An 18900-nucleotide genomic window follows, 5' to 3' on the forward strand; every position below is an offset into this window, starting at 1 on the left:
GTTACTCATGCGTACGATCCCCCCAGGTAAGCCTCGATGACGGCCGGGTTTTGTTGTATTTCGGCCGGCAAGCCTTCGGCGATGCGCTTGCCATACTCGAGTACCGTGATGCGGTCGCACAGGCCCATCATCAGTTTCACGTCGTGCTCGATCAACAGCACGGTCTTGCCTTCCGCCTTGATTTTGACCAGCAACTCGCGCAGGGCCAGCTTTTCCGTGGCGTTCATGCCGGCCGCCGGTTCGTCGAGGGCCAGCAAGGTGGGATCGGTGGCCAGCGCGCGGGCGATTTCCAGGCGCCGCTGGTCGCCATACGACAGGAAGCGCGCCGTGCGGCTGGCGAACTGGGCGATGCCGACGAAGTCGAGCAGCTCCATGGCACGCCGGCGTATGGACGCCTCTTCCTCGCGCGCTGCCTTGTGGCGGAAGATGGCGCCGAACACGCCCTGGTGCGAGCGCACGTGGCGCCCCACCATGACGTTTTCCAGCGCCGTCATGTCGCCAAACAGGCGGATGTTCTGGAAGGTGCGGGCGATGCCCGCCTTCGCCACCTTGTGCGGGGCCGACGGCGAATACGGCTTGCCAGCCAGCTCGAAGGTGCCCGTATCGGGCTGGTACAGGCCCGTGATGACATTGAAAAACGTCGTCTTGCCGGCGCCGTTCGGCCCGATCAAGCCGTAGATCTGGCCTTGCTTGATGGTAATGCCCACGTCCGTCAGCGCCTGCAGCCCGCCGAAACGTTTATTCACGCCAGCAATATTGAGAATGATCTGTTCGCTCATGGTCTTCCTCGCTTAAGCGGACACGACGCCGGTGGATTTGTCCGGCTGGTCGACGTCATGGTCGGGCCGGTCTTCGTGCTTCGGCGCCGGCCACAAGCCAGCCGGACGGTTGAGCATGATCAAGACCATGGCCAGGCCATACAGCAGCTGGCGCAGCACTTCCGCCTCGATCACCACGTGGCCGAACAGCGCCTGCTGGGCTGGCTCGACCACGTGGCGCAGCACTTCCGGTATCGAGGCGAGGATCACGCCGCCGAGGATCACGCCGGGAATATGCCCGATGCCGCCCAGCACCACCATGGCCAGCACGGCGATCGATTCCGTCAGCGAGAACGATTCCGGCGAGACAAAGCCCTGGAACGAGGCAAACATGGCGCCGGCCACGCCGCCAAACGAGGCGCCCATGGAAAAGGCCAGCAGCTTGACGTTGCGCGTGTTGATGCCCATGGCTTTCGCGGCGATCTCGTCTTCGCGGATGGCGACCCAGGCACGGCCCAGGCGCGAATGCTGCAAACGCTTGGTGACGAAGACGACGGCGATGCACAGGAAGAGGAACAAAAAGTAATACGCATTCACGGACGGCATGGAAAAGCCGCCCACCACAACGGTGCTGTTGGTGCCCGCCTCGCCCGCCAGGTTGACGCCGAAAATGCGGATGGGGTCGATCAAATTGATGCCTTGCGGGCCATTCGTGAAATTGATCGGGTCGTTCAGATTGTTCATGAAGATGCGGATGATCTCGCCAAAGCCCAGGGTCACGATGGCGAGATAGTCGCCGCGCAGCTTCAGGGTGGGCGCGCCCAGCAGTGCGCCAAACAAGCCGGCAACAAAGGCGGCCAGCGGCACGATGGCCCAGATGGACAGATGGATGCCGTTCTCGCGGATTTCCGGCCCCAGCAGCTGCACCAGGGTCGCCCCCAGCGCCGGGTACTGGTTCACCACCGATTCGAGCAGGATGGCGAACTGCGGCGACGCGAGCAAGGCCGTCAGGTAGGCGCCCACGGCATAGAAGGCGATGTAGCCCAGGTCAAGCAGGCCGGCGAAGCCGACAACGATGTTCAGCCCCAGGGCCAGCATGATGTACAGCAAGGCCATGTCGATGATGCGCACCCACGAGTTGCCGAACTGGGCGGCAAAGAAGGGGAACACCACCAGCAGCGCGGCCAGGCCCAGCATGCCGGCGTAGGCCTTGGCGGGATTCTTTTTTGCGTCGAAATCGAGTAGTGCCATGATTTAATCTCCCAGTGTCACGTCAGGCGCGGTCGGCTACGCGTTCGCCCATGATGCCGGACGGGCGCAGGGTCAGCACGATGATCAGCACGACGAAGGCGAAGATATCCTGGTAGTGGCTGCCCAGGAAGCCGCCCGTGAAGTCGCCGATATAGCCGGCGCCCAGGCTCTCGATAATCCCCAGCAAGATACCGCCCAGCATGGCGCCATAGATGTTGCCGATGCCGCCCAGCACGGCCGCGCAAAACGCCTTCAGGCCGGGAATGGCGCCCATGGAAAACTGGATGGAGGCATAGTTGGCGCCCCACATGACGCCGGCCACGGCAGCCAGCGCGGCGCCGATGGCGAAGGTGGCGACGATGACTTTATCGGAATCGACGCCCATGAGGCCCGCCACGCGGGGGTTTTCCGCCGTGGCCCGCATGGCGCGTCCCATGCGGGTTTTTTCCACCAGCAAGACCAGCCCGCCCATCGACAGCGCGGCCAGGGCCAGCAGCAATACCTGCGTCTGCGAAATCACGGCACCGCCGATGTTGATGGGATCGGTCGACAGCAGTTGCGGGAAGGGCAAGGGATTGCGCGTCCAGATCATCATGGCAAAGGTTTGCAGCAGGATGGAGACGCCGATGGCGGTAATCAGGGGGGCGAGGCGGGGGGCGTTGCGCAGGCGGCGGTAGGCGATCCGCTCGATAATGATGTTGACCAGAATACAGATGGGAATGGCGCCGAGGATGGCGGTGGCCAGTTTCAGGTAGCCGGGCCAGTCCGGCACATAAATGCCCAGCAGCTTGAGGATGGTCAAGCCCACCATGGCACCGATCATGAGCACGTCGCCATGGGCGAAGTTGATCAGGTTCAAGACGCCGTACACCATCGTGTAACCAAGGGCCACCAAGGCATACATGCTGCCCAGCACCAGGCCGTTGATGATTTGCTGGATGAATGTATCCATGGTCAGATTGCCCTATCAAATCTACATTGTCGGGAACAACTTCCGCCAGAACATGCGCCGCTGATACAAAAACGGCACCGGAGGAAAAATTCCTGCAGTGCCATCCCTGGACCGTTCTCACCAGCATGGTGCACGCACTAAAAACGGGCGCACACCGGCTTAGTCATAACGACAACATATTCAAGCTTGAGGCAATCATAACGATCTTTTGCAAAAACTAAGCTTGGAATAAATCGATCATTTACGAATTAAATTCGGTTTTGAGGTAACTATTTCATCGATACGCAATCACCTTGCAGACTCAGGCGACGTCGCGCTTGATGCCATCGAGGCCTTTCGGCATCGGGAAGGTGACGGCTTCCTGCACGCCGTCGAGCGGACGCACGCTCTTCACGCCGCACTCTTTCAAGCGGTCGATGACGGCCTGCACCAGCACTTCAGGCGCCGAGGCGCCCGCCGTCACACCCACGCGCAGCTTGCCTTCCAGCCAGGCCGGGTCGATTTGCGACGCATTGTCGACCATGTAGGCGGGCGTGCCCATTTTCTCGGCCACTTCGCGCAAGCGGTTCGAATTCGAGCTGTTTGGACTGCCGACAACGATCACCAGTTCCACCTGCGGCGCCATGAATTTCACGGCTTCCTGGCGGTTGGTGGTGGCGTAGCAAATATCGCCTTTTTTCGGTTCCGCGATATGCGGATATTTCGCTTTCAAGGCCGCGATAATGTCGCGAGTGTCGTCAACTGACAACGTTGTCTGCGAGACATAGGCCACGCTGTCCGGATTGGCGACCTGCAATGTCGCCACATCATCGAGCGTTTCCACCAGATGCATGCCCATGTCGGCCTGGCCCATCGTGCCTTCCACCTCGGGATGGCCATCGTGGCCGATCATGATGATCTCGCGGCCTTCGCGGCGCATCTTGCCCACTTCCATGTGCACCTTGGTGACCAGGGGGCAAGTGGCGTCAAAAATGCTCAGGCCGCGCGATTCCGCCTCGGCGCGCACGGCTTTCGACACGCCATGCGCGGAAAACACGAGCGTATTGCCGGCGGGTACGTCATCGAGATCGTCGATGAAGATGGCGCCCTTGTTGCGCAGGTCGGCCACCACGTAGGCGTTGTGGACGATTTCATGGCGCACGTAGATTGGCGCGCCAAATTGCTGCAAGGCGCGCTCGACGATTTCGATCGCGCGGTCGACGCCGGCGCAAAAGCCGCGCGGCTGGGCCAGTAACAGTTCCTTATCCATCGCTACTCCTTACAGGACCGAGATGAGCTTGACTTCAAAACGCAGCGGCTGGCCAGCCAGCGGATGGTTGAAGTCGAACAGGGCCGAATCGTCGCGCAGTTCGCGCAGCACGCCGGCAAAGCGGCCGCCGCCCGGGGCGGCGAAATCGACCAGGTCGCCGATCTTGTAATCGGCGCCCGGCACGGAATTTTCGTCCAGGGTGGCGCGCGTGACGGATTGCACCAGCTCGGGATTGCGCTCACCAAAACCTTCGCCGGCGGCCAGCTCGAAGGTTTGGTGCGTGCCTTCCGGCAAACCCAGCAAGCGCTGCTCGAGGAACGGCGCCAGCTGGCCCTGTCCCAGCATCAAGGTCGCGGGATTGCCGCTGAAGGTCGTGACAATGTCAGTACCGTCAACAGTGGCAAGACGATAATGCAGGGTAAGGTAGGCCGCTTCGGTGACGACTGCTGGTTGCTCGTTGGACATGGTGAGTTTTCAAGTAGCTGATGCAAAACGATATTGTAAGCCACCCTGAGCCAGCGCGCCCCATGCCATCTCGGCGCGGCCATGCTTTTATCAAAAAAGATGGCCGCGCCCGCACTACCTGCCGCCTCTACCTGCTATTTCTACCTGCTACTTATCTGACGTCTGCGTACACCAGCTGGCCAGGCGTGGTGGCATGATTGCCGAAACCGGAACTGTCTTCCAGGCTGCCATCGAGCTTCCAGCGCCCCACCGGCCGGTTGACGATGCCGTACTGGCCATAGTCATACACTTCCTTGGGCGTCAGCACGCGGTCGTACAGGATGACGTCCGACAACTGCCAGGCGGGCGCGCCCTGTTCCAGCGCATCCACGGTGCGGCCGAGCACCAGGGGCGCGCCAGTGGCCTGCGCGAATGGCTGCACCATTTTACTGCCCTGTGACATCAGGAAATCATCGACGTACAGGCTGATGGAACCATCATGCTTGACGGTGTAGGTGCAGCGAAACCAGCGGTTGGCGCTATCCACGTTCACGCCGTGACCATTGTTATTGACGCCCGCACCAGCACTGTTCCGCAGGAACAGGAACGTCTGGATATCCTGCGTCAGCAGCGTCCATCCTTTCACGCCTGCCTGATGCGCGACAAAAACCCCGCCCCGACCGACCATCGACGAGAAAGCCTGTTGCCGGATGCAATACGACAGCGAAAAATCCGCGCTCTCGTAGCGCACGGACGACGGCACGGTGAGCTGGAGGCCTGGCTGAAATTGCAAGGTCTTCGTCACGCCGAAGCACGGCGTGGGCGGCACCGGGCGCATGGCATCTTTCCCAAGCAGGGCGTTCCAGACCGCCTCGCGTTGATTCTGGTGCGTCGGCGTCTGCAACAGGTTCCAGCCCTTGATTTCCATATCCCCCGCCGTATTCCAGCACCAGAAACTGGCCAGCTGCACGCCTGCGCGCCGGATGGCACTGAGCATGGCGTGCAGATTGTCTTGCCGTACAGTATCCTGCAAAGCCGTTTCCTCGCCTTGGGCCACACCGAAGCTGCCGATGTAATATGGTTTGCCCAGGCCGTCGGCGGCGCGCTGCATCACCTGCAGGTAGGCCAGCGAGGACGAGACGAAGTCGGCCGGCAGATCCGCGCCGCTGGTGAGGGCGCTGCTGACATATTCATTACCCAGGAACAGGTTTTCACAAAGACAGTCGACGGGATCCGGATTCACGAATGGCAGGATTTCCGTGATGTATTGCTGCAAAGAGCCTTGACGGGGCGACGTGTGGGCAATGCCCGCGTTGCCGGAAGAAATCATGCGCGCCAGGGCATCGTTGTCGCGCAGCAATTGCGCCGTTTCCTGGATGATTTCCCGGGTCGCGGTCAGGCTAATCGCCGTCACGCCCATCAGTTCCTGCGCCGCCATCCACGCGGCGATGCCCGGATGGTTGCTGAAGCGCTGCGCAAAAGCCTGGGCAAAGGCACGCATGTAGCGGCGCGTTTTCGATTGTGGATTGACCAGTGCCGCCCGTGCGGCGACAAGCTGCTCGGGTGGCGTCGCGCCCGCAGCGCCCGCCTCCCCCACCAGTTGCGGCACGGCGTAGGGATTCCAGAATGGGCAGGCGATGATGCCGATGCCATTGGCCAGCGCGCAATCGAGCAGCGCCTTTACCGCCGTCCAGTACGAATCTTTGATATTCACATCGGTTAGCGTGTTGTCGGTTGCAAACTTTGGCTCGCCAACGACTTCGCCCCAGTTCCAATAGCCGGCCTTGCCGTTGAAAGGCGCCACCATCACCTGGATGTACTTGAAGCCATTGGCGGCAAGATACGGCAAATCGGTGGTGTAGTCGGGATTTCCATCCTCCGGCGCGAACTGGGCGGCGTCGCTCCACTTGCGGCGTTCCAGATAGCCGTGCGAATTGAGGCCGAGGCCGCTGACCTTGCCCGTATTGACGCCGGCGGCGTTGAACTCTTGCATGACGCCGTTGATAACTTTGATATATGGCATGACTGCTCCTGCGAAAACAAGTGGAAGACATCGAGTTCAGGGCCCTGACTCCCCGCCGCTGCAACTTGCATGGACTGCAACGACAGACAAATGATAGCGTCTGCAAATGGCCCGGCAGGCATCTTGGTTTTTGTTTTTTTAATATGATCGGCCATGAAGACGAGCTAGCGCAGCATGGTCACCCGGGGAAGGCGCGACAATCAGCGACAGGCGCCACGACGAGCTGGGCGCGACCGGGGAGGCAGCATGGGCATCAAGGATTGGCCGGCCGGCGAACGGCCGCGGGAACGCCTGATCGAGGATGGCGCGCAATCGCTGTCGGACGCGGAATTGCTGGCCGTCTTCCTGCGCACGGGCGTGCGCGGCAAGAGCGCCGTGCAGCTGGCGCGCGACACGGTCGAGCACTTTGGCTCCCTGCGGGGCCTGTTTGGCGCCAGCCTGGTGAATTTTTCCGCCGTGCACGGCATGGGCAGCGCCAAGTTTGCCCAGCTACAAGCCGTGCTGGAACTGGCGCGGCGCGCCATCATCGAGGATTTGCAGGCGGGCCAGGCCTTGAACTCCCCGCACGCCGTGAAAGACTACCTGCGCCTGACCCTGGGCCATCTGGCGCATGAAGCATTCCACGTGTTGTTTTTGGACGTCAAGAACCGCTTGATCACCACCCAGGAAATGTTTCGCGGCACCCTCACGCACACCAGCGTGTACCCGCGCGAAGTAGTCAAGCAGGCGCTGCTGCACAACGCGGCCAGCGTGATGCTGGCGCACAACCACCCGTCCGGCACGCCCGAACCCAGCGAATCGGACTTGTTGCTGACGCGCGCGCTGGTGCAGGCCCTGTCGCTGGTGGACGTGCGCATCCTCGACCATTTCGTCGTGGCCGGGCGGCAAGTGCATTCGTTCGCGGAACATGGCCAGATCTAGCAAGGCGACGGCCCGGCCGCGCTCAATTGCCAGTTAACCATGTGTAAACAAGGACATACATGACAACGCCAGGCGTCTTGTCTAGCAGTAAACACACGGGTTTACAAGCGCGCTCCCTATGAAAACAGGGAAAAGTCAAATTGTTAAATTAATTCACAACAACAAGACACAATTGTTTTTCGCAAGTCATTGATAAATCGGCTTATTTTGGATATACTCTCGTTTTTCCAATTTGGAATATCTTTAAGGAGTGCGCCATGGCACGTGTTTGCCAAGTCACTGGGAAGAAGCCGATGGTCGGCAACAATGTTTCCCATGCAAACAACAAAACCAAACGTCGTTTTTTGCCTAACTTGCAGAATCGTCGTATTTTTGTTGAATCTGAAAACCGCTGGGTCTCCCTGCGTTTGTCCAACGCCGGTCTGCGCGTCATCGATAAAGTCGGCATCGACGCCGTATTGGTCGATATGCGCGCTCGTGGCGAAAAAGTCTAATTAGCAGAATAAGGGAGCTATCATGGCAAAATCAGGCCGCGACAAAATCAAGTTAGAATCGACCGCCGGTACGGGTCACTTCTACACGACCACCAAAAACAAGCGTACGACGCCTGCGAAAATGGAGATCATGAAATTTGATCCTAAAGCACGCAAGCACGTAACGTACAAAGAAACCAAGATCAAGTAATTGATACTGTGTTCTGTAAAAAGAGCCGCTCCGATGAGCGGTTTTTTTTCGTCCTGATTTTCATGCCGGCACCCTCGCCTGCATTACCAGGGATGTACAGGGGGCTTTACAGGGGGCTTTACAGGGGGCTTTACAGGGGGCTTTACAGGGGGCTTTACAGGGGGCGAAAAAAAGGCCCTGGAATCCAGGGCCTCGCCATGCGTGTGAATGAATCAGGCATAACTGCGCAGGCGCAGCGAGAATTCTTGCAGCGACTTGATGCCCGACGCTTCGGCGCGCGTGCACCAGTCTTGCAGCTTGTGCAGCAATTGCTCGCGCGTAAAGTGCGAACGCTCCCAGATGGCGCCCAGTTCCACGCGCATATGGTGCATGGTCTCCAGCGCCTTGCTGTGCTGGAACAATTCCGACAGTTGCTCATGGTGCGCATCGGCCAGCTTGCCCGGTTCGCGCTGCATCAGCTTGCGCGACGATTTCAGGAAACGCTTTTCCAGTTCCGCCTTGTGCTTCAGGTGTTCCAGCTCTTCCTTCCAGGCATGCTTGATCGATTTCGCATACTTGGCCATCACGTCATAGCGGTTGGCGATGACGGACTGCAAGGTCTCGAAGTCCGCTTCCAGCTTGCCGTGCGAAAACTTCGGTGCCGGCGCCAGCTTTTTCACCTTGGCCAGGCCCAGCATTTCCAGGGCGCGGATATACGCCCAGCCGATATCGATTTCGTACCATTTCGACGACAGCTTGGCCGAGGTCGCATAGGTATGGTGATTGTTGTGCAACTCTTCGCCACCGATCAGGATGCCGAAAGGAATGATGTTGGTGGCCGCATCGGCGCAATCATAGTTGCGGTAGCCCCAGTAGTGGCCAATGCCGTTGATGATGCCGGCCGCTGTGATGGGAATCCACATCATTTGCACGGCCCACACGGAAATGCCGATCACGCCGAACAGGATGAAATTGATGACGAACAGCGACACCACACCCAGCCAGCTGTACTTGGTGTACAGGTTGCGCTCGATCCAGTCCGTCGGCGTGCCGTGGCCATATTTGGCCATGGTTTCCATGTTCTTCGATTCAGCGCGGTACAACTCGGCGCCTTCCCAGAACACTTTCTTGATGCCGCGCGTCACGGGGCTGTGCGGATCTTCTTCCGTATCGCACTTGGCGTGGTGCTTGCGATGGATGGCCGCCCACTCCTTGGTGACCTGGCCCGTCGTCAGCCACAGCCAGAAGCGGAAGAAATGGCTGGGAATCGCATGCAATTCCAGCGCGCGGTGGGCCTGGTGGCGGTGCAGGTAAATCGTGACGCTGGCGATGGTGATATGCGTAACCACCATGGTGTACAGAAAAACTTGCCATGCGGACAGATCGGTAATGCCAGTTGCCATGAACTGCAAAACGTCGTGTAAAACGGAACTCAATGTCATTACTACTACTCCAAGTGGACAGGGCATGCGCACGGTCGCTCCAGTCGCTCTGGAGGTCCGGCAGAGTTAATTTTAGGCGTGATTGTACGCCCTAATGGGTGCGGCCAGGCAAAAACGGAGGCTGGCAGCAAGGTCAAGGCTGCGTGCCGGGCGGCGCGGATTCACCATCTGCAGCGCTGACGAGCGGTACAGCAGGCGTTCCTACAATACGCAATTCACGTTGCGGGAAAGGTACAGAGACCTTATGTTCCTGCAAGGTGCGCCAGATGGCGCGGTTCACATTCGACTTCACGCCGCCCGTGCCATTTTCCGGGTCCGCGATCCAGAAACCGATCTGCAGATCCAGGCCGTCGGCGCCGAAACGCACGAGCGTGGCCGATGGCGGCTTGCTTTGCGACACGCGCGGCACGCTGGCCGTCGCCGCTTCCAGCAAGGGGAAGATGGCGTCGAGATCCGTTTCATAACCGACCGATACGGCGGTGGACAGCCACACCATGCGGTTGGTCAGCGACATGTTCTGCACGCCGCCGGAAATCAGCATTTCATTCGGCACGATCGATTCAATGCCATCGCCACCCAATAAGACAGTATAGCGCGTATTGATCTGCGTCACCTTGCCCGTGAACTGGCCGACGGTGATCATGTCGCCGATGGTCAGGCTGCGGTCGAGCAGGATGATGAAACCGGAGACGAAGTTCGCGGCGATCTTTTGCAGGCCGAAACCGAGCGCCACGCCGAAAGCGCCGCCAAAGACGGACAGAACCGTCAAGTCGATGCCCACCAGCGACAGGCTGACCAGCACGGAAACGAGGATCAGCACGGCACGGCCCATGCGCGACAGCACCACGCGCAGGGAGGTGTGCAAGCCCTGCATTTTCATCAGGCGCTCGTCGAGCGACGTGCCGGCCCACATGGCCAGCACCAGCAGCACGGCCACGGAAATGGCCGCCTGCAGGATGGCGGCGACGGATACCTTGTTGCGTCCCAGCGGCACGATGATGCCTTCCAGGAATTCGTGCAATTCCGGCCACAGGCCCGTGATGTACAGGGCCATGCCGGCCCACACCACCACCGTGAAGATTTTCTCCAGCAGCAGCATGGTCGGGCTGATCTCGCCGTGACGGGCAAAGATGCGGCGCAGCACATAAAAGCCGAAGCGCACCAGCGCCATCGACGTGCATAGGGGAATGGCAATGCTCAGCAGGTTGACGGTCTGAAACTTGGCCAGGAAATGTTGCGCAATGCCCAGCAGCATGGCTGCCAGCACGGGCGTCAGGATGCGGATGAAACTGTCCGTGCGCTGCAAGGTTTCCGGGTTCGCCGGCGTGGTCGCCGCTTCGGCCCGCTTGTGCAGGAATTCGCGCAACTGCCGCACCAGCAGCCAGCTCAAGGCCAGGCAAGCGACGATGACCAGCGCCTGCCACAGGATGGCAGGTTGACGGAAATCGTCGACAAAGTCAGTGATCAGGTTCAGCAGTGGGGTTTCATTCATGGCGGAGGCGGTCCGGAAGGTAAGACGGGTGGAACGAAGATGGTACGGCAGGGGAATGATCCCATGCGGCCAGGCGGGCCGGCGGCATGGCATGGCCGCCGCTGCGAGTTGCAGCGGCGGCCCGTGAAGCTTTACTCGGCGGCGTCAGCGTCAACCTCGTCGGCCGGCTTTTCATCGGCGTAGACTTTTTTCGGCATGACCTTGCGTTCGAACACGGCGGCAAAGAAGCCGTCCGTCTGGTGCAGGTGCGGCAGCAATTTCAGGTAGTCGCCCATTTCCAGCTCGATCTTCTGCTCGGCCAGCACCTTGTGCATCGGCACCAGGGTGAAGTCGGGGTTGGCCGCCAGGAATTGCTCGGCGATTTGATCGTTTTCTTCATTCAGGAAGCTGCAGGTGGCGTACACCAGGCGCCCGCCGCCCTTGACCAGGCGCGCCGCGCCGGCCAGGATCGCGGCCTGCTTGGCTTGCAATTCGACGATGGAATTCGGTTGCTGGCGCCATTTCACGTCCGGATTGCGGCGCAGGGTGCCCAGGCCGCTGCACGGGGCATCGACGAGCACGCGGTCGATCTTGCCGGCCAGGCGCTTGATCTTGGCATCGCGCTCATGCGCGATCTGCACCGGATGCACGTTCGACAGGCCGCTGCGGGCCATGCGCGGCTTGAGCTTGGCCAGGCGTTTTTCCGACACGTCGAACGCGTACAAACGGCCCGTGTTGCGCATCAGCGCGCCCAGCGCCAGGGTCTTGCCGCCCGCGCCGGCACAGAAATCGACGACCATTTCGCCGCGCTTGGCGCCGACGATCTGCGACAGGATCTGGCTGCCTTCATCCTGCACTTCAATGGCGCCGCTCTGGAACAGGGGCAGGTTTTGCAACGATGGCTTCTTGATCACGCGCAGGCCCAGCGGGGCATATGGCGTCGGCGTGCTGAGGATGGGCGCTTCGGCCAGGGCCAGCATCACGTCTTCGCGCGCGGCCTTGAGCGAATTGACGCGCAGGTCCAGCGGCGCCGGCGCGTTCAGCGCATCGGCCAGCAGCATGGTTTCCGCTTCGCCGAACTGGGCGATCAGCTTGTCGAACAGCCATTTCGGCATGTTGGCGCGCATGTTCGGCGGCATCAGGTTGCGGTCGATCTGCTTGATGCGTTCCAGCCATTCCACTTCTTCTTCCGTCAGGCCGCCCAGCGAGTCCGCGCCGACCGCTTCGGCCAGGCCGAGGATGGTCAGGCGGCGCATGGTCGGGCCATTGCCCGCTTCGGCGAAATCCGTGAAGAACGATTTGTTGCGCAGCACGGCATAAATGCCTTCGGCGATGGCGCCGCGTTCGCGCGAACCGAGGCGCGGGTGGTCGCGGAAATAGCGCGACAGGGTGGTGTCGGCCGGGGCCGTGAAACGTAAAATTTCGCGCAATACTTCTTCAGCATTGGCAAGTATCGCTGGTGGCAATCTCATTGTTATTTTTCCTGTAATATTTTATTGAGGGTCCACGCGGACCTGGCCATGCTCGACTGACAGTTTATCGTCAATGAACAGGCGGATGGCGCGCGGGTAAAGCAGATGTTCCTGTACCAGCACGCGCGCCGATAAGCTTTCTTCTGTGTCGCCCGGCAAGACGGGGACTGTCGCGCTCGCCACGGCCGGGCCATGATCGAGCTCGGCAGTCACGAAATGCACGGTCGCGCCGTGCTCCGTCACGCCCGCCTCGAGCGCCTGGCGATGCGTCGCCACGCCCGGGAACAGCGGCAGCAGCGACGGGTGGATATTGAGCATGCGCCCCGCATAGTGTTCCACGAAGGGCGGCGTCAGGATACGCATGAAACCGGCCAGCACGACCAGGTCGGGGGCAAAGCCGTCAACCACGGCTTGCAGCGCCGCATCGAACTCTTCGCGGCTGGCATAATCCTTGTTGGCAACGACTGCCGTCGCTATCCCGTGTTCCGCGGCAAAAACCAGTCCCTGGGCATCGGCCCGGTTACTGATGACGGCGGCAATGCGGGCAGGCCACTGCTCGGCTTGCGCCGCGCGCACGACCGCTTCCATGTTGCTGCCGCGTCCGGAAATGAGGATAACGATATTTTTCATAGCGCGCATTGTACCCGCTATGGCGATGCGAATCTAGAAAGGCCGGCGATATTGTTGCGGCGCAACATGACCTCCCGCTGGCGGCTGTCGCCGGGCATTCGTGCCCGGCAGGCTGGCGACGGGCTGATTTTACGCTACTGTTACGAGAGTAAGTATTTACTCAAACGAATAGAAGACGCGGAACGGGACTTTTTTCTCGGCCCAGTAATCGGCCGCATCGCGAAACACGTCGAGCAGGATCTCGCGCGCTTCCTTGTCGAATTTTTGCGTATTTGGCAATTGCTCGAGTACCACGAGGAACCCCGTTTGCGGACCGGCCTTGAACATGGTATCGGTCAGGCACAGGCGCAGCGCATCAAAATTCTTGGCCAGATTTTTTGGAAACAGGAATGCTTCTGCAATAATGCCGATGACTTGTTGTTTGGTCTGCCCAGCGTGGCAATGCGCATATAAAAAGTGCTGCCCGAGACGGATCGCCTCGTCTTGTAATTCGGTCACGCGAAAGGCACGGATGGACTGGACAAGGTTGGGCGGCACGGTTAGTAACAAACTCATTTTTCCCTCAAATCGACCTGTTATGTATGGATCTGTCTTAAGTAACCCCTATTAAATCATGATGATTTCTGACTTCCCCAGCCGGCGCTCTGCGGCATTGCCCGCCGCTCGCAGTGCTCGCACTGCGTCGCGGCGGACGCCGTGCATGACATCCGGCCATGTACGTCATCATTTCACAATAATTTCCTGACGATTACTTAGCTGCTCTTCTTATTGCATCCCCGCACGCGGGTCAATGCGCACGCGGTGATTCGATCTGTATCAACTTTTATGCGATTCAGTGCGATTTTATATAAGCCATACGCGTATTAGGGTAACGTGTTGTCCTGCATGAATCAACCCGAATATGATGTCAAACGCAAGATTTGTTACAAACAGCGCCTTTCACGTGATTTCAACATCTTGTATCGATTGAAAGTGCATGTTACAGACTGTGGGGCATGAGGCTTGGGCTGTTACATTTTGTTGCCACGCGAAACACAACCATCAGTCCAGCGGGATTACTATAGCCCCAAGTTGTGAAAAATACCCTGAAAGATTCTCTAGATAACGAGGTTACAAATGAACTTGCAAGCCAAATTGATGATGTCAGCCCTTTGTATCGGTGCATTGCCACTCGCCCAGGCCGCCGACTTTGAAGATTTCGGCAAGGTCGTGCGCGTCGTGCCACAAGTGGAACAGATCAATCGTCCACGCCAGGAATGCCGTACGGAATACGTGCAGGTTCAGGCGCCGCCACAACAGCGCAGCGCCGGCGGCTCCATCGTCGGCGGCATCGCCGGTGCCCTGCTCGGTAGCCAGGTCGGCGGCGGCAATGGCCGCACGGCCGCGGCGGCGGCCGGTGCGATTGCCGGTGCCGTCGTGGGCGACCGCGTCGACAACCAGAACAACTACCAGGGCGGCGTGCAGGAACAAGCCGTCAAGCAATGCCGCCAGGTCGACCACTGGGAAACGCGCAACAATGGCTACCAGGTTACGTACGACTACCGCGGCCGCAACTACACGAGCATCATGTCCTATGATCCGGGCGAACGCATCCGTCTGCGCGTCTCGATCGAGCCGGCCCAGCAGTAAGGCCTGACATCAGCCGCTGCGCGTCGGCTTGGGCAGCCTGCGAGGCTTACCGCCCCGGCGCCACCCGCCCTTGCGCTCGCGGCGCTTCTGTCTGGCGTCGTTACGCAGCAATGTAAAATGCCGGTCCCGGTCGTTCTGATAGGGCCGGCATTTTTTATGGCGCACTGCCACGGGCTATAATGCGGCACTCTTTCAGGCCGCCTTATGCTTATCAAACGAAAATCCATCGAACAAGTCGAATCCTCGCGCCCGGCGCGCAAGCCCCGCTACGCCCCTGTCACCCTGTCGGAAATGGATGGCGTGCGCTATCTGCATTTCGGCACGGAATGGGTGCAGGGCGCCATGCGCATCCGCAAGCCGGACTGGCCGGAACTGGAATACGCGCAACAGATGATGGCGTGGATGCTGTGGATCGAACAACCGCAGCGCATCGCCCAGCTGGGCCTGGGCACGGCCGCGCTGACCAAGTTCTGCTACCGCCAGTTCCCGCAGGCACAGGTCGAGGCCGTCGAACTGAATCCGTCCGTCATCACCATCTGCGAATCGATGTTCAAGCTGCCGCCCAACGATGAGCGCCTGCACGTGCGCGAGATGGATGCGCTGGACTACGTCAACGACGAGGCCAAGCACGGCACCCTGGACGCCCTGCAGGTGGACCTGTACGACGCCACGGCGCGCGGCCCCGTGCTCGACAGCGCAGAATTCTATGCCGCCTGCTGCGCCTGCCTGGCGCCGCACGGCATCATGACGGTGAACCTGTTTGGCGACCACCCCAGCTACGCGAAAAACATCAAGGCGATGAAGTTTGCGTTTGAACAGGTGATCTGCCTGCCCGAAGTCCATGATGGGAACGTGGTGGCGATCGCTTTCAAGACCAAGGTGATACTCGATGCCGAAGCGCAAGCCGCCCTGCTCGAGCGCGCCAAGCAAATCGTCGCCGACACCAAATTGCCCGCAAAGAGCTGGGTCAAGGGCATCGTCAGCACCCTGTAGCGCCGGCACGCCCCTGCCATGCCGGCCGCCCGTGAAAGGCGCCGGCCATGGCACTAGCCCATACATCGAATACGCCGCTGGCCCTGCCAGAACTGCTGGCCTGGCTGCAGGAAGACGGCATGCTCGACACTGCGCAAGCGGCAGCCATCCTGGCCCGGGCCACCCTGCTGCCCACGCCGCCTCCGCATCCGCTGTGCAGCATCGCCAATCCCACGCTCACGCTCGACACCCTGTGCGCCTGGCTGGCGCGGCGCACCGGCCTGCCGTACCTGCGCATCGATCCCCTGCATATCGATTTCAGCCAGGTGGCCGACGTGATGACGGCCGGCTATGCGGCCCGCTTCAACATCCTGCCCGTGGAAAGCACGCTGGAGCGCATCGTCATCGCCACGGCCCAGCCCTACGCGCTGGCTTGGCAGGCGGAACTGGGCACCGTGGCGCCGCGCAAGCTGAGCCTGGTCATCGCCAATCCGCTGCACATCGCCGACGCCATCGCGCAATTTTTCAGTCTGGCCAGTTCCGTCAAGGTGGCAACACTGGCGTCCACGCAAGACCTGGCGCTGCGCCAGAATGTCGAACAGCTGGTGGAACTGGGGCGCAACAAGGGCAACCTCGACGCCAACGACCAGCACGTGGTGCGCATCGTCGACTGGCTGTGGCAATACGCGTTTGCCCAGCGCGCGTCCGACATCCACCTGGAACCGAAGCGCGACGCGGGCCTCGTGCGCCTGCGCATCGACGGCCGCCTGCACCAGGCCTACCAGGTACCGCCCGTGGTGCTGCTGGCCATGACGGCACGCATCAAGCTGCTGGGACGCATGGACGTGGTGGAAAAGCGCCGCCCTCAGGACGGCCGCATCAAGACGCGCAATGCGCAGGGCCAGGAAATCGAGCTGCGCCTGTCGACCCTGCCCACGGCCTTTGGCGAAAAGCTCGTCATGCGCATCTTCGATCCCGAGGTTGCCGTCAAAAGCCTGGCGGACCTGGGCTTTCCGCCGGCCGATGCGCAGCGCTGGCAACAATTGACGGCGCGCACGCACGGCATCGTGCTGGTGACGGGCCCTACCGGTTCGGGCAAGACCACCACCCTGTACAGCACCCTGAAGGCGCTGGCCGGCAGCGCCGTCAATGTGTGCACGGTGGAAGACCCCATCGAAATGGTCGAGCCGGCCTTCAACCAGATGCAGGTGCAAAACCAGGCCGGCCTCGACCTGTCGTTTGCCGACGGCGTGCGGGCGCTGATGCGGCAAGACCCGGACATCATCATGGTGGGGGAAATCCGCGACCTGGCCACGGCCGAGATGGCCATCCAGGCGGCCTTGACGGGTCACCTGGTGCTGTCGACCCTGCACACCAACGACGCGCCGTCCGCCGTCATGCGCCTGCTGGAGCTGGGCGTGCCCGCCTACCTGCTGGAAGCCTGCCTGGGCGGCGTGCTGGCGCAGCGCCTGCTGCGCTGCCTGTGTCCCGACTGCAAGCAGCTGGACGAGGCGCCAGGCGAGGCCCAGTGGCACGGCCTGGCAAGCGGCCAGCTGGCGCGTCCAGGCACCGTGTACCGCCCGGCCGGCTGCGCCCTGTGCCGGCACAGCGGCTACCGGGGCCGCGCCGGCATCTACGAACTGCTGGTGGCGACAGCAGCCTTCAGCCAGCTGGTCAAGTCCGGCGCCGACCTGCAGGCATTGCGGCGCCAGAGCATCGCCGACGGCATGACGCCGCTGCGCATCGCCGGCGCGCGCAAGGTCATCGACGGCACGACCAGCATCGAGGAAGTACTGAAGCTCACGGCGGCCCTGCACTGAGCGCCTGTGCCGGCAGAGGAATACATCCCCTGCCGGCACAGCTTCCAAGCCAGATGCACTTTCCTGCAGGAAGGCTTTGCATTCTTTTTCAACTGATATATAATGCGGCCTCTTTCGGGTCGTTAGCTCAGCTGGTAGAGCAGCGGACTTTTAATCCGTTGGTCGCAGGTTCGAATCCCGCACGGCCTACCACGAATGCGCAGTACCAAAAAGCCAATCCTTCGGGATTGGCTTTTTGCGTTTCCAGCCTGAGGTTATACTGTTCCTTCGCCTTGCCAGCTCTGAAAGAAACGCATGCAACTTGCCGCCGCCCTCCTCCTGACCACCGCCTGCCTGTCCGCCCAGGCGCAAGCGCCCATCGTGCTCGACGGCCAGTACAGCGCGCGCACGGACGAGATGAGCCTGCAGATCATCGGCAAGCGCGTCTGCTTCGCGCCCGACAAGGCGCAATGGGGCCGCCTGCCCCGCCCGGCCGCCACGCACGATGCGTGGTTTTGCTTCAGCAACGACGCCGAGGCGCGCCGCTTGCTGCGCGTGCCCGCGCGCCAGGCCGACAATTGCGGCTGGCAAGCCCGCGCGCGCATCGTCATTGAATCTTATCAACCGTATGAGGAACAGGGCGACGGCAACGACATGGCGCGCCTGACATCGGCCATCAAAGTGGCGCAGCCGAACGCCATCGCCTGCGAATAAACGCTAGTCGAGTTCGTATTCCCGCAGATAACGCGCGTACAGGTCGCCATCGGCCAGCGGGCACGCCAACCCCGCGCCCCAGTCGGCCAGCAGCAACTGCTCCTTCAAGGGCAGCAGCAACAGTGCCGGCATCGCATCGCTGCACCACAGGTCGCAGACGATGCCCTTGTCGTCCAGGCCGGCAAACAGGGTTTCCGTGTGGTCGCCGCCAAAGGCCAGCACGTTCTTGCATTCCACGCGGTAACTGCTGTAGCCCGTGTACACGGCGTCGTAGGGCGGCAAGGCATCGGCCAGCGCCAGTCGCAGCCTTTCCGCCGTGATGCCCAGGGCGGACAGCGGCGACGGCGCCGCCTTGATCACATACATGTCCGTCCAGCCAGCGCCGCTGCGGTGCGCGTCGGCGAACGCCTGCTGTTCGCCCATTTGGCTCAGGCAGTGCTGCAAGTTATCCAGCGGCAGCAATTCGATCATGCAAAAATCGTCTTCGTGATAATACGCTTCGCGCATGCC

General features: G+C 60.9%; 19 protein-coding genes and 1 tRNA gene. 8 read left to right on the forward strand and 12 right to left on the reverse strand.

The genetic code is table 11. The features are described from left to right. Positions 1 to 5: 5 nt before the first annotated feature. The 6 genes from ACZ92H_RS03050 to ACZ92H_RS03075 form a co-directional block, all read right to left on the reverse strand. A complete protein-coding gene (locus ACZ92H_RS03050) occupies positions 6 to 779 on the reverse strand; it encodes an ABC transporter ATP-binding protein (protein ID WP_465048083.1) in 774 nt (257 codons plus the stop codon). 12 nt (positions 780 to 791) lie between these two features. Then, entirely contained in the window at positions 792 to 2009 is a 1218-nt protein-coding gene (locus ACZ92H_RS03055; protein WP_131371632.1) for an ABC transporter permease subunit, read from the reverse strand. 22 nt (positions 2010 to 2031) lie between these two features. Continuing rightward, complete coding sequence (locus ACZ92H_RS03060) at positions 2032 to 2961, reverse strand: branched-chain amino acid ABC transporter permease (RefSeq protein ID WP_465048082.1); 930 nt, start codon at positions 2959 to 2961, stop codon at positions 2032 to 2034. A 301-nt stretch (positions 2962 to 3262) separates the two neighbouring features. Next, positions 3263 to 4210: a 4-hydroxy-3-methylbut-2-enyl diphosphate reductase gene (gene ispH, locus ACZ92H_RS03065; RefSeq protein ID WP_131371637.1), complete on the reverse strand. Its 948-nt coding sequence runs from the start codon at positions 4208 to 4210 to the stop codon at positions 3263 to 3265. 9 nt (positions 4211 to 4219) lie between these two features. Beyond that, a complete protein-coding gene (locus ACZ92H_RS03070; RefSeq protein ID WP_131371640.1) occupies positions 4220 to 4675 on the reverse strand; it encodes an FKBP-type peptidyl-prolyl cis-trans isomerase in 456 nt (151 codons plus the stop codon). Between the two features lie 151 nt (positions 4676 to 4826). After that, a complete protein-coding gene (locus ACZ92H_RS03075) occupies positions 4827 to 6677 on the reverse strand; it encodes a LamG-like jellyroll fold domain-containing protein (protein WP_465048081.1) in 1851 nt (616 codons plus the stop codon). Between the two features lie 246 nt (positions 6678 to 6923). Here ACZ92H_RS03075 and radC point away from each other — a divergent pair, with 246 nt between their 5' ends. The 3 genes from radC to rpmG all read left to right on the forward strand — a co-directional run bounded on the left by radC (position 6924) and on the right by rpmG (position 8282). Further along, positions 6924 to 7598 (forward strand): RadC family protein, encoded by a 675-nt coding sequence (gene radC / locus ACZ92H_RS03080; RefSeq protein WP_092795849.1) that lies wholly within the window; start codon positions 6924 to 6926, stop codon positions 7596 to 7598. Between the two features lie 257 nt (positions 7599 to 7855). After that, positions 7856 to 8092, forward strand: a complete 237-nt coding sequence (gene rpmB / locus ACZ92H_RS03085; protein WP_010400928.1) for a 50S ribosomal protein L28 — start codon at positions 7856 to 7858, stop codon at positions 8090 to 8092. Between the two features lie 22 nt (positions 8093 to 8114). Beyond that, the gene (gene rpmG, locus ACZ92H_RS03090) at positions 8115 to 8282 is read left to right on the forward strand and encodes a 50S ribosomal protein L33 (RefSeq protein WP_010400929.1); all 168 of its coding nucleotides are present in this window, start codon (positions 8115 to 8117) and stop codon (positions 8280 to 8282) included. Positions 8283 to 8494: 212 nt separating this feature from the next. On the opposite strand, the gene ACZ92H_RS03095 is transcribed toward rpmG, so the two are convergent. The 5 genes from ACZ92H_RS03095 to ACZ92H_RS03115 all read right to left on the reverse strand — a co-directional run bounded on the left by ACZ92H_RS03095 (position 8495) and on the right by ACZ92H_RS03115 (position 13831). Then, a complete protein-coding gene (locus ACZ92H_RS03095; RefSeq protein ID WP_465048080.1) occupies positions 8495 to 9664 on the reverse strand; it encodes a DesA family fatty acid desaturase in 1170 nt (389 codons plus the stop codon). 172 nt (positions 9665 to 9836) lie between these two features. Beyond that, complete coding sequence (locus ACZ92H_RS03100) at positions 9837 to 11195, reverse strand: mechanosensitive ion channel family protein (RefSeq protein ID WP_131371649.1); 1359 nt, start codon at positions 11193 to 11195, stop codon at positions 9837 to 9839. 131 nt (positions 11196 to 11326) lie between these two features. Next, on the reverse strand, positions 11327 to 12646 hold the full coding sequence (locus ACZ92H_RS03105; protein ID WP_465048079.1) for an RsmB/NOP family class I SAM-dependent RNA methyltransferase: 1320 nt from the start codon (positions 12644 to 12646) through the stop codon (positions 11327 to 11329). A gap of 21 nt (positions 12647 to 12667) precedes the next feature. After that, entirely contained in the window at positions 12668 to 13276 is a 609-nt protein-coding gene (gene purN, locus ACZ92H_RS03110) for a phosphoribosylglycinamide formyltransferase (RefSeq protein ID WP_465048078.1), read from the reverse strand. 156 nt (positions 13277 to 13432) lie between these two features. Next, positions 13433 to 13831 (reverse strand): barstar family protein, encoded by a 399-nt coding sequence (locus ACZ92H_RS03115; RefSeq protein WP_131371658.1) that lies wholly within the window; start codon positions 13829 to 13831, stop codon positions 13433 to 13435. Positions 13832 to 14392: 561 nt separating this feature from the next. On the opposite strand from ACZ92H_RS03115, the gene ACZ92H_RS03120 reads away from it, so the two are divergent. From ACZ92H_RS03120 to ACZ92H_RS03140, 5 genes are all read left to right on the forward strand, one after another. Then, complete coding sequence (locus ACZ92H_RS03120) at positions 14393 to 14905, forward strand: glycine zipper 2TM domain-containing protein (protein ID WP_131371661.1); 513 nt, start codon at positions 14393 to 14395, stop codon at positions 14903 to 14905. A 204-nt stretch (positions 14906 to 15109) separates the two neighbouring features. Beyond that, positions 15110 to 15898 carry a spermine/spermidine synthase domain-containing protein gene (locus tag ACZ92H_RS03125; protein WP_131371664.1) on the forward strand — a complete coding sequence of 263 codons (789 nt, stop codon included), beginning with the start codon at positions 15110 to 15112 and terminating at the stop codon, positions 15896 to 15898. A gap of 47 nt (positions 15899 to 15945) precedes the next feature. Next, positions 15946 to 17697 (forward strand): GspE/PulE family protein, encoded by a 1752-nt coding sequence (locus ACZ92H_RS03130; RefSeq protein WP_465048077.1) that lies wholly within the window; start codon positions 15946 to 15948, stop codon positions 17695 to 17697. Positions 17698 to 17813: 116 nt separating this feature from the next. After that, positions 17814 to 17889: transfer RNA gene (locus tag ACZ92H_RS03135), tRNA-Lys, on the forward strand. Between the two features lie 102 nt (positions 17890 to 17991). Further along, positions 17992 to 18390, forward strand: a complete 399-nt coding sequence (locus tag ACZ92H_RS03140; protein ID WP_465048076.1) for a hypothetical protein — start codon at positions 17992 to 17994, stop codon at positions 18388 to 18390. Positions 18391 to 18393: 3 nt separating this feature from the next. On the opposite strand, the gene ACZ92H_RS03145 is transcribed toward ACZ92H_RS03140, so the two are convergent. Next, positions 18394 to 18897, reverse strand: coding sequence for a hypothetical protein (locus ACZ92H_RS03145; protein ID WP_131371681.1), 504 nt, complete (start codon positions 18895 to 18897; stop codon positions 18394 to 18396). Positions 18898 to 18900: the final 3 nt, after the last annotated feature.

The sequence above is a fragment of the Janthinobacterium foliorum genome (assembly GCF_978021625.1).